Origin of the sequence: Flavobacterium sp. TMP13 (assembly GCF_050847115.1) — a bacterium.
Taxonomy (GTDB): Bacteria; Bacteroidota; Bacteroidia; order Flavobacteriales; family Flavobacteriaceae; genus Flavobacterium.
Genome location: NZ_CP193656.1, coordinates 3152382 through 3165390, shown reverse-complemented (window position 1 = coordinate 3165390; position 13009 = coordinate 3152382). Strand labels below are relative to the sequence as shown.

Sequence of the window (13009 nt, the reverse complement as noted above, 5' to 3'; positions counted from 1 at the left end):
ATTTTTTCAAATTTTAAGCCTCTGCCAGAAATTCTGCAGAGGCTTATTTTGTCCTTAATTATACATTTTTAATAAATGAAGCGCTTATTGCAAGCACGCATGTAGTTATCGGTCTAATAACAGTTATACTGCTTTGATTTTTACTAAAAATTTTATGTGCTTTTGTAATCAATTTAGAAATAATTTATAAAAATATAATGATGGAAGAAGGTGAAAACTTAAATAATTCAGATCGCAGACAGAAAATTATTGTCGTAGGTGGAGGACCAGCTGGAGTACAGGCTGCCTTACGAGCTCAAGAACTTGGGGCAGAGGTAACCATTATAGAAAGTAATAAATTAGGTGGAACTGCCTTTAATGAAGGTCCAGCTCCTGTTAGAACTCTGGCGAGAGCAGCACGCTTACGTTCAGACGCAAAATTATATTCACAATTCGGATTGGAAGGCAATCTTCCCACGGTGAATTTTGGAGAGGCAATAGCAAGCGCAAATCGTGTCGCAGCGCACGCTAATGAAGTGTGGCATCTGACTTCAATCGTTAAAGAACAGGGAATAACAGTTATTGATGAAGTAGGCCCCGCCTATTTTGTCAATAGAAATACGGTAGAGATTTCAGATGGAAGACAATTTACCGGAGATAAAATTATTCTAGCCGTTGGTGGTAAGCCACGAAAATTATCTATTCCTGGTAATGAATTGGCGCTTTCATTCCATGATTTGTGGCAAATGAAAGAGTTACCTAAACGAGTAACAGTTGTTGGTGGCTCTGCTACAGGTTGTCAATTGGCCTCAATACTCATTGATTTTGGTGCTGAAGTTGACATTGTAGAATTTGCCGACCGCCTTTCTCCACCAAGTGATAAAGATATTTCCAGACGACTGGAAGCCGCGTTTTTAAAAAGAGGAATGAATGTATTGACAGAAACTGGGTGCGATTCTATCGAAAAAGAAAATGGCAAGCTGAAAGTTTCTTTCACTAAAAACGGACAGAGAGACGCGCTGGAAACAGATGCAGTATTCCTTATGGTAGGTTGGCCGGCAAATGTTTCAGGATTAAAGCTTGAGGTTGCAGGGTTGGAAATGAACGGACCATACATTAAGGTAGATGAATATTTACAAACGAATGTGCCAGAAATATTGGTTGCTGGTGATGCAAATGGAGTAAGTATGTTTGTACAAAGTGCAGCACATCAGGCCAGGGTCGCTGCTGAAAATGCAGTTATGGGTGCGAAAAGAATTTACAATCCGCAAGCCATTGCAACGGGTAGTTTTACAGAACCAGAATACGGATCGGTAGGCATGACCGAAGATCAAGCCAAAATAGACCACGATTGCATAATAGAAACTGTAGATTATACAGGGCTACCAAGAGCAGTGATGGATGGAAGAACGGATGGATTTTGCAAACTGATTGTTGATAGAAAGAGTAAATTACTTTTAGGAGCACACGTCTTAGGATCCTATTCCGCAGAGGTGATTCAAGTCGCCGCCACTTGCATTGTTGCGAAGATGGAAATTCATGAAATTGCAGAATTGGAACTGGCGTTTCCAACATTTACCGAAGCAATTGGTATGACTGCTCAGCGAATTAGTAAAAAATTGAGATTACTGGAAAAAGAAAATAAGTCAATTCTTTGATGACGAGCATGATTTTTAAGTCGTGATTTTTAGATTTAAAAAGAGAAGTAGAATCAAATTTAAAAGCCCTTATGTGTCCTTTAAGCATTTGTGAGATCATTAATCTCAAAGACTCGAAACTCAGTAAGAAAGAATTTAGTCTAGTAACACTGATTACACATTACGTTTCATTTACTTTAAAAGCATTTAGTAAATTTTGTGGGTTTATAATACAGGATAGATTTATGTTATGTACTGCTGAATTGCAAATTAAGAAAAGGACTTTCACTTATTTGACATTAAAAAAAAAATCAAATAGTCCTATATTAATTAAAAATCTTTCTAATTTTTATTTATAACATATTATTACAACAAGAGACCGTCCTTTTAGAACGGTCTCTTGTTGTAATAATATGATTATAATAAGGTAATAGGATTGTATTAGTATCCGAAGTTTTGATCTGCTTGATTTATATTTTCATTTCTATTTATTTCATCTGCTGGTATTGGAAGTAGCAAATTCTTTTTTAAGAAATCTTCAGTAAGAGTACCGTTATTAATGATGTGATCTCTAAATAACCCTCCCACGTTGTTAGCAACCTCAAAATTCGTTCTATATTGAATATCGTTACTACTGTTATGTATATTTAACACCTTTTGAAGATAAGTAGTTCCTCTACGTCGAATATCTTCAAACATAGTTGGCTCACCCGCTAATTCAAACATTCTTTCAAAAAAGATTCTATCACGCATAGCATCTTGACTTAATGCCGTTTGAGATTTTGGATACAAAGTTCCCGCTACGCCTGACGTTCTGGCACGATCTAATACTCTGTTTAAGTAGGCAAGCGACGTAGCACTATTTCCTAGTTCATTTTCAACATCAGCCATTAGAAGTAGTAAATCAGCATAGCGAAAAACAATTAAGTTTTTAGGATCATACTGCGCGTTAGCTATTGTTGTAGAGAGCATTTTATTATTCAATGGTTGCAATTGATTGTCTCCAGTTCCTTTACTATTCCAAGTGTTTTTGACAACTGTCGGAACTGCAGGATCTGTTAAGTTATAAACAGGATTAGTTGCTGAGTTTCCATCTCCTCGTGGAGCTGACGCATACATATCGTAAACAACTGGTGCAGTTGCAGTACCGGTATTATATAGTGGATATGCAAAATAGGTTTGAGCTGCATTTGACGCATTAACCCATCTTGACAAGTAGGTAGATGTCATACGAGGGTCATCTGGATAAGTACCTCTATGTAAATCATAGAATGCTCTATCAAATTTGATATTTCCGAAAGAAGGCTGCAATGCAGAAATTCTACTACCTGATGGGCCAAAGTTAAATGAAGTACGTAGATTGTTACCTATAGCATCTGTAAAATTAATTTGGAAAATTGATTCTTGCGAATTATTAGAATGAACAACCCAAAGATTAGCAAATTTTGCTTCCAATAAAAATTTTCCCATTACTTTATCTCCATACGATTTTGCTAAAGTATACAATGCAGTAGCATCATTTCCATCTGATTGTGTATGGTTTGCCATTATCCAGTAGCACTTTGCAAGGAATGCATCGGCCACATCTTTTGTCGCCATACCATCCATTTTCTCTATCAATGGTAAATTTTCAGCAGCAAATAGTAAGTCGCTAAGTGCCTGATCATAGATGTTTTTTCTTTCACTTAAAGGGGTATGCAGATTAGCTGTGGTAATCGGTTCTGTTATTAGAGCAGCTTTACCATACAAATTAGCTAATTTAAAATAAGCAAATCCTCTCAAGAATCTAGCATGTGCAAGACCTCTCGTTTTAAAACCTGCAGAAAGAGTAGATGTTCCTAAACCTTTTATTAAGTAATTACTCTCTGAGATGACTCTATATAATCCTGTCCACAACGTATTTACATTGGGATTTTCTGCAAAATTATTAAATTTAATAGTTCTTTCTAATCGGTCTCCATCGGTTTTTGACCAATACATTCCATTCGCAATTGTTGCTTCATGAATAGTTTGACCATAGACAGCAGCGTTTCCTAGCCAACCATAATTTTGCATTATTACAGCCTCGGCTGTACTTTCATTATTAAAAACAGTTTCAGAAGTAAAACTATATTTAGGTTCTTCTTGTAAAGAACACGATGTGTTGATTAATGCTATTATAACAGTCATTAAGCTCAGTATACTGAATTTTATTTTCATAACTTTTTTTTAAAACGTTAAATTTACACCTATAATAATTTGTCTTTGAGCAGGGAACGAATAAAGATCCATTCCTCTTCGTAGCGGATCAAAGTTGAAAGATCGGCTAGTTGGGTCGTAACCACTATAGTTGCTTATGGTAAAAGGATTTGTTGCAGATAAAAATAAATCAAAACTGCTTAGTCCAAAATTTCCAACAATATCTTCTTTGAAAGTATAGCCTAAAGTAATATCGTTACATCTTAAATAGCTTCCGTCTTCAAGATAACGGTCGTATATATGTCCAGATACTACATTACTAGAAATCGAAGGATATTGATTTGAAGCATTTGTTGCTGTCCAAGCGTTGGCTATAGCGTTAGGATTCATGTTTCTATCTCCACTTTGATAATTGGCTAAATTAATATAGCGATTGTTAGAATTTAAAATGTCACCTCCCTTTACACCAGCAAATGAAGTTTTGAATCTAAATTGTTTATAATTTAAACTGGTTTGAAATCCAAAAGTATAATCTGGATTTGGATCACCTATAATCGTTTTATCTGCTAGGTCTACCGTACCATCTCCATTAACGTCTACTACTTTAATATTTCCTGGTGTGGCAGAATTTCCGAATGGATTTCCTACTTTATAAGTATCATCCTGTTGTACAATTCCGTCAGTTTTAAAACCGTAGAAAAGCCCTGGTGCTTCACCTTCAATAAAAATATTAACTGCACCAAAGTGATCTCCAGCAGTATTACCTAAAAATGCAGACACTTTACCTAAAGATCCAAATGAACCTGGAGCACTACCTATTTTATTAATCGTAGATTGATTGAATGCAATATTTCCTCCAATTGACCATTTTAAATCTTTTTGACGAATAAGGTCGATGTTCAATGCTGCTTCAATTCCCTTATTCTCAATTTCACCTCTGTTAACAGTCAAAACGCTGTAAGCTGTGGAACCAGGCAAAGCAATATCAACCAGTAAATCTTTAGTCGTTTTTTGATATAAATCTACTGCTCCAGAAATTCTATCATTTAAAAATCCAAAGTCAACCCCTGCATTTATAGATTCAGTGCTTTCCCATTTCAAATTTGGGTTTGTTATTCCATTAACCCCCAAGCCTGGTATTTGAGCTCCAGAACCTGTTGCATATCCTAGTCCTACAGCGCCGTATCCAAAAAGAGTTGAATAGGGAGCAATGTTTTGACTTCCCGTCGCTCCATATCCTGAGCGTACCTTGAACTGAGACAGCCATTCATTGTCTGCTAAAAAACTTTCTTGATTGACATTCCATGCTACAGCAACTGATGGAAAGTATCCCCATTTATTTTCTTCACTAAATTTACTGGTCCCGTCGGCACGTATACTACCAGTTAATACATATTTTCCATTATAAAGTGAAGCATTTACTCTTGCTAAGTAAGAGAATAGTTGGTAGTCATTTTGTACTGGATTTATAATTTGTACACTCGTTGCGGTGTGTATTCCATCACTGCGTAAATTTTTGTAAGGAAAGTTTTTTCCAATTGCACCAGTATTTAGAGTTTGGTAAGCATCATAGGTTATACCTGCTGTTGCGTCTATTCTAGCAATTCCGATGGTAGTATTGTAAAATAAAAGATTTTCAACGTTATAGTTGTTACGCTGCAGTCGATTCTGATTTAAGTAGCCATTGTTTAAGTAACCATTATATATTCCTAGGTCATACCAATTTGATCTTTCTACATTGTTTAAATTACCTCCAGTTCTAAATGTATATTTAAGACCTTTGGTAATCTTATAGTCTAAGTTTAAAGAGGTAGAGAATCGATATTCGTTACTAATATCATCATAATCTGTTAGCCAACTGAAAACAGTTGTTCTCGAATCCACATCGTTTGCGAAAGTTATATCATCAGTAGGTCTTTCAAAAGGCGCAGTGTTAACTGCTGTAGGAATAAGCGCTCCAGAAACTCTACCAACGGTATTTCCTCCTGACATCATATTATTTTTTCTTAAGAAACCACTGAACTGAACACCGAATGATAGTTTTTCTGACACATCAGTATTTAAATTCAATCGTATATCTCCATGTTTTAAACCCGTATTTTTAACAATTCCTTCTACATTTTTATAAGAAGTAGAAAAACTATACTTAGTAGCTTTTGAGCCACCACTAATATTCAAATTGTATTCTTGAGATACTCCTGGTTTTGTTACTATGTCTTGCCAGTTTTTATCGGTAATTGCGTCAGCCCTTAAAATATCTTGACCATTTGCGTCTTTACCGGTGTATTGATATTTTATTGTATTATTTTCAAAAATAAATCTTTGGTCGTTCGGGTATTTAGCATTCCAATATGTTCCATATTCCTGAAGATTCATTACATCTAAAAATTTTGATGCTTCGGCAATAGAATATATTGCACTTGCTCGAACAATTGCTTTACCTTCTTTACCTTTTTTAGTAGTAATTAAAATAACTCCATTTGCTCCTCTAGAGCCATAAATGGCAGTTGCAGATGCATCCTTTAATATTTGAATGTCTTCAATGTCATTTGGATTAATACCAGCTAACGGATCTAAATTAGATTGGTAGTCACCACTTGAATTACCCATTGTTTGTCCAGTGGAAGATTGTGGTACATTGTCAATTACGTATAAAGGTTGGCTATCTCCTTGAAGGGAGTTTGCTCCACGTATTGTCACCGAACCTGCAGACCCTGGCGTCGATCCTCCAGAGGATACCGTAACACCAGCCGCTTTTCCTTGTAACAAGTCAAAGATTGAAGTGGCAATTGCAGCATCATCCTGACTTGGTTTTATTGAAACAATTGCACCGGTCAGATCTTTTTTGCGCATTGAACCATAACCTACTACAACAACTTCATTTAATTTTTCGGTATTTTCGGTAAGAGTGGCGTTCATAATTGCTTCTGTGCCAACCGTTAGTTCTCGGTTATTGAAACCTAAAAACGCAAAAACCAACACATCACCTTTTTGGGCCTCCATTCGATAGTTTCCGTCAAAGTCTCCTGTTGTTGATTTGTTAGTTTTTTTAATTACAATATTAACTCCTGGTATAGGTATTCCTTTGTCATCGGTAACCTTTCCGGTTACTACTTTTATTTGGGCTAACAAAGTACTGCTAGTTCCAATAATTAAAAGAAATGATAAAATCAGCTTTCTTTTGCTCATAAAATTTGTTTTTTAGTTAGTTAAAAATATTTGTGTTTGGTTTTTTTACGATTCAATGATAATTCAGATATTTTATTTCTTATCCAAAGGATCTATTTTTTAGATAGGTTTCTACTTTATTTACTATATATAACTACAAGTGTATTTTTGACAATTTAATGAAACTAAAGAAAATGACATTGATAATCGATGAAATCGGTTGATTAGATTTATGCATTTAAATAATTTAGATTTTATTATTACCATTCGTAAGTTACAATTGGTATTATGTAATTATTGCATTTCATTTTAAAGTCCAACTTCATTTCCTTTTTATATTAATTAAAGTTTAAAAAATTAAAGTTGTTGCGATATCTCTATAGCAAATTTATAAGATGTATTAAATTAATGTTAATTTTAAAGGTATACATAAAGGTTACATGTGTATAACTTTAAGGTTACATCTTTATAAATTAAAGATTTTATTTGTTTATTCGTATCTAGAATAAAAAGTATAATTATGTTGAATCAGTTACGGTTATTAAGTTTTATCTTTTGTTATTTCCTTTTAAATGGAACCATTTTGTATTGTCAAAAAGATGTTTTAAGATTTAAACGTATTACTTCACAACAAGGATTATCAGAAAATAAGGTTACAGCAGTATTTCAAGGTTCTGGTGGAACACTTTGGGTTGGGAGTAAAATTGCTATAAATAGATATGATGGAGAAATCAATAAAGTTTATCATTTAGGTAGAAATAATAACATTAATCAATTTTTTGAAGATTCAAATAAAAATATCTGGATTGCTACGCAGTATGGACTTTATTTTTATGATAAGAAGATGGATAAATTCCTTAAAATTGATTCTAGTAACAAAAAGACTAATAAATTATTAAATTCTAATGTTACTTCGGTATTAGAAAGCAAAAAAAATGAACTTTTAATAAGTGGCCAAGGAGATTTTCTCGTTAAAGTTAAGGTAGATACGAAAGGACAAATTGTAGAAAGTTCAATTAAAATCTTGAACATTCCCAATAAGTACGGAAATGTTATAAAGATAGAAAAAGGGGTTGATTCTAGATTTTGGTTGGCAACAAGTAGAGGAGAAGTATTATCTATTGAAAATGATGTTGTAAAAGAGTCTGGCTTTATAAAACTGGCGAGTAGGCTATTAATAAATGATATTTCAACTGATGATTTTGGTAATTTATGGGTAGCAACAAATGGTACTGGACTTTTTAGGTACGATACTAGAAACAATACAATTGAGCATTTTTATAAAGATACTAAAGAGCAATCACTTAATAATAATGTTGTAACAAAGGTATTTGCAGAAGGGAAGAATGTATGGCTTGGTACAGATGGAGGAGGACTCAATTTATATGTTCAAGATAAAAACAACTTCAACCATTACATGTACGACTTCGGCAATGAGTTTTCTATTTCTGACAATTCAATTACGGATATTCAACAAGGTCAAAACAATGTTATATTATTAGGAACTGTACATGGAGGCGTATCCATATTGCGTAACAGCTATGGGGTAAAAAATATACCTGCTATAAACTTTAAATTTTTAGCTCAAGATCCGCAAGGCTCAAGAGTGCTCGAAGATAGCAATAAGAATATATGGTTGTCTGCTGGAAGGTCTGGTTTGCGTAGGTATAATCCAACGACAAAGGCTGTTACTATGTTTTCCAGTAAGGATCCAAATTCAAAATTTAGAGGTAATATCGTACTGTCTCTCTTTGAAGATCATAATAAGAGACTTTGGATTGGTACTCTTAGAGAAGGTTTAAATGTCTATGATCTAACTAATAATAGTTTTATAGATGTGCCTGAAAGTAAAGAATTTAAAGGTGTTTTTGCGATAACAGAAGATGGTGATAAAAATATTTGGGTAGGGAACAGAAACGGTATTACGATCTATAACAAAGATCTGGCAATAGTAAATAAAATTAATCTTACTAAACAAGCTACATCAAATTCCAACTATGTAGCTTGTTTATATAAAGACGTTGCTAATTGCATGTGGGTAGGAACAAACAACGGTCTTTTTAAATTTGAGAAGAAAGGAAGTAGCTTTGTGATGAGCAGTTACAAGCATGATGAAAGTGACAGTAATTCAGTAATAAGTAGCGATATATCATCAATAGGAGAAACCTTTGACTATTCAGTTTTAATAGGCACGTACGGACATGGAATTAGTAAATATGACAGGAAAACAGGGAAATTTCAAAAAATTATTAATAGTGATAAAATTAAAGGAGGAATAATACGTGGAATTTTGCAAGATCACCAAAATAATACGTGGCTCAGCACAAACGAGGGACTGACAAGAATAGATCTTAAAAATAATATATTTAATTATGGATTAAATGAAGGTATATTTCCGTTTAACGGTGGAGCTGCAAGTTTAAATTCATCAGGAAAAATTTTAATGGCAGGTGTATTTGGATTGTCGTATTTTAATCTTGAGACATTTAAGGATATAAATTATTTTCCCAATGTTTACTTTTCTGCAGTAAAAGCAGTTAATGGAACAACTGAAAAAATTTATTCGTATGCTGAATTGGCAAACGATACCGTAGTAATTGAACCAGACAATAAATTATTGAATATAAATTTTTCTTCTTCAGAATTGTATTTAAAAAATAGCGTGAATTACCAATATCTTATTGTCGGTTTGAGCGAGGTTTGGCAGAATTTAGGAAGTCAAAACAAAATATCATTTACCAATTTAGATCCCGGTAAGTATCAATTAAGAGTTAGGGCTACCAATAATACAAAGTTATGGGGAAAAGAATATACAAAATTGAACATCGTTATCAAGCCGTCCTTTTGGCAAAATCCATTGGTGAAAGCCTTTTTTCTTCTTAGTATCATTTTCCTCATTGTTATGTTATATCGCTTTAGAACCGCTTCTACAAAAAAACATAGAGAAAGATTACAAAGGCTTCTTGATTTAAAAACCATTGAAGTGCAAGAGCAGGAGCAAAGTATATCTCAAAGTAAAATTTCTTTATTAGAAATCGAGAAACAAAATCAAGTATTAAAACAGAAAAAATTAGAAAACGAGTTGCACTTTAAAATAGATGAGCTTACTAATAATACTTTGCGAGCTATGCATAAAAATAATTTATTAATTGATATCAAAGAAAAACTCAAAGTTGAATTAAAAAATAAAATTATTGATAAAAGTAATTTGGAGAATATTGTCGATCATATAAATGACAGCTTTATACTTGATGCAGACTGGGAAAGTTTCTACACTCTTTTCAATCAAGTGCATCCGCGGTTTATTAAAAGTTTAAAGCAACAATATCCTTCTTTAAGTGAACGTGAAATTAGATTGGGAGCCTTAATTTTAATTGATTTTTCTTCTCAGCATATTGCTACACTTTTTGGAATTTCATTAACCTCGGTAAAAGTAGCAAGACATCGATTACGTAAAAAAATAAATATTGATAATAGTAAATCGGTAAAACAGTTTATGATGGATATATCCACAGATTAAAAGATAGATTTCTATTCCGTTACTCTATCATAAAATATATTTAATTGTAAAAAGTCAAGGTATCGATTATAAAACCGAAGCCTTGACTTTTTAAATTTATTCTTAATACTACAGTTGTTAAAAACTAATAAATTGATTTGGTATACAGTTTTGGATGAAACCTTTTTCCATTTGCTTTCCAATAATCAAAATGCATACTATTTAAACGTGCTGTAAAATCAGAATAGTTTTTTTGTTTCTTACCGGACCATAAGTTTTCTGAAAAAGCGGGCAATCGAGGAAGCAAAATATATTCAAGATGCTCAACCGAGGAAATAAATTCTGTCCATACTCCAAACTCTCCCCCTAAAATATACTTTTCTTCGTCCTTTGTTAGCTGACTAGGAATTATATCGTATTGGTATACTCTTTCTAAGGTATTCGTACTATAGCCTGCGGCAAAAGGTTCGTTTTCTGGATTATCCTGATACCTGTTGAAATAAAAAGGATCGCTAGGTGACATAACAACGTTATTCTTCATTTTTGCAGCCTTAATACCACCTTTTTCGCCACGCCACGACATGACAGTAGCATTCTCTGCTAATCCACCTTCTAAAATTTCGTCCCAACCAATAAGCTTACGGCCATTCTGTTCTAAAATATTTGCGACGCGCTTTATAAAATAGCTCTGCAATTCATGTTCATCTTTTAAATTAAGATCTTTCATTCTTTTTTGGCATTTATCACATTTCTTCCAATAGGACATGTCAACCTCGTCTCCACCAATATGAATGTATTTTGAAGGAAACAACTCCATAACTTCCGTTAAAACATTCTCTATAAAGCTAAAAGTTTCTTCTTGTCCCGCACAGTAGTTTAAATTTATATTTTCTGCTTTTACCACTCCATTCCATAGCGTCGAATTTGGAGTTTCTTGTTGGTGCTTTTCACAAGAAAATTCAGGATACGCTGTTAAAGCTGCACCCGAATGCCCTGGAACATCAATTTCGGGTAATACCGTAATGTTTCTATCTTTTGCATAGGCAACGATTTCCTTAATTTGGTTTTGCGTATAAAAGCCTCCATATTGATAAGGTTCACCCTCTAATTTTTGCGTGTAAGTTGAATCTATTTTGTAAATTATACTTCCAGGAATTTCAGTTCTCCATGCCCCAACAGAGGTAAGTTTAGGATATTTTTTAATTTCAATACGCCAGCCTTCATTATCAGTTAAATGCCAATGGAAAACGTTTAATTTGTAAAAGGCCATCAGGTCTAAAGTCTCTTTAATCGTATTTACATTAAAAAAATGCCTACTAACATCTAGAATCATACCTCTCCAAGCGACATTAGGTTTGTCAGAAATACTAAGATTGGGCAGTTTTACGGGTGTTTGTTTATTGTTCGCTATGGTGTATTGCAATAGCGATTGTATTCCGTAAAAAATCCCTGCTCTTGTATTGGCAGCTATTTGAATTTCGTTTGAGTTAATATTTAAGATGTATCCTTCCTCCTTTAAATTTTCATTAGGTTTATTAAATATTTCAAGGCTAATATTTTTGGATTTTTCTTTTTTGGCAGACAACTTTACACCCGTTTCCAATTCAATTTTATCACTAAGATATGTAGCAAGCTTAACTAGTTCTTTTGTATTTGTAGCCTTAACAAATATTCCTACAGAATTATCTAATGTAAAGTGCCCTTTTTGCAGCGTTATACTTTCTAGTGCAGGAATTAGCTGAGCATTTATCAACATGCTACTTAAAAAAATGGTTAAAAAAAGGAGGGTCTTTTTCATGGTTTGAATTTAATACTTTAAATTTTTATAAGTGTTCTGGAGCTATATCTTTTATTTATTTTCAATCTGGTTATTGAAGTTAAAAATTTCCGATTAAATGATTATAAAATTCTGTGCTCTGATAGCAAACGATACAAAGTTACCAATCTACACTCTCTTACTATTATTACAATGGGCTACTTTATAGTTACAGTTGAGTAACAAAAGGGTTACATAGTAGTACAATTAAAACGAAAGTTATTAAAAGTCAGTTAGTTGAAGTTTTTTGAATTGTATAACAATGTAAATACTCCAGTAACAACTATACTTTTTTCTAATAGTTACTCATTGTTAAAAAAGCAATTTTATATTCGGCAACATCTAATTCGCTTCAGTATATAAATTAAAATACAGCGCTTATTTATTAGCGGACGTTTAGAATTTGTATGAAAATATAATTATGCTTTGACTTTAAAAGCGATTTATACTATTCAAATTTAAGTTTTGAAAGAGTAAGAGAACATTTTGTATCGATAAAAGAATAAGATATTTTTAATTTATTTCCTTATGTCAATAGGTGTCTAATGGCAGTAGCTGTTTTTGTCATTATAATTTTATAATTACTTACTAATCAAATTTATATACAGTTTAAAAAACAACAATGTAACTTAAATGTAGGTGTTAAGTAACGCAATTGTAACCATTATATTAACGTTAAATTGGCTTTCCTCTATAAATTTGGACTATCAATGTCTGTAATTTATATCGTAA

The 13009-nt window shown here is 33.0% G+C and carries 5 protein-coding genes; 2 read left to right on the top strand and 3 right to left on the bottom strand.

What is annotated here, in order from left to right:
• The first annotated feature begins 197 nt into the window (after nucleotides 1–197).
• Nucleotides 198–1637, top strand: coding sequence for a dihydrolipoyl dehydrogenase family protein (locus ACRASX_RS13685; protein ID WP_432221632.1), 1440 nt, complete (start codon nucleotides 198–200; stop codon nucleotides 1635–1637).
• Between the two features lie 420 nt (nucleotides 1638–2057).
• Here the strand turns inward: ACRASX_RS13685 and ACRASX_RS13680 are convergent, their stop codons facing one another.
• Nucleotides 2058–3815: a RagB/SusD family nutrient uptake outer membrane protein gene (locus ACRASX_RS13680; protein ID WP_432221631.1), complete on the bottom strand. Its 1758-nt coding sequence runs from the start codon at nucleotides 3813–3815 to the stop codon at nucleotides 2058–2060.
• Between the two features lie 9 nt (nucleotides 3816–3824).
• Nucleotides 3825–6983, bottom strand: a complete 3159-nt coding sequence (locus tag ACRASX_RS13675; RefSeq protein ID WP_432221630.1) for a SusC/RagA family TonB-linked outer membrane protein — start codon at nucleotides 6981–6983, stop codon at nucleotides 3825–3827.
• Nucleotides 6984–7482: 499 nt separating this feature from the next.
• On the opposite strand from ACRASX_RS13675, the gene ACRASX_RS13670 reads away from it, so the two are divergent.
• Nucleotides 7483–10482, top strand: coding sequence for a ligand-binding sensor domain-containing protein (locus ACRASX_RS13670; RefSeq protein WP_432221629.1), 3000 nt, complete (start codon nucleotides 7483–7485; stop codon nucleotides 10480–10482).
• A 124-nt stretch (nucleotides 10483–10606) separates the two neighbouring features.
• Here ACRASX_RS13670 and ACRASX_RS13665 read toward each other — a convergent pair whose 3' ends face one another.
• Entirely contained in the window at nucleotides 10607–12259 is a 1653-nt protein-coding gene (locus tag ACRASX_RS13665; protein ID WP_432221628.1) for a beta-N-acetylhexosaminidase, read from the bottom strand.
• Nucleotides 12260–13009 lie beyond the last annotated feature (750 nt).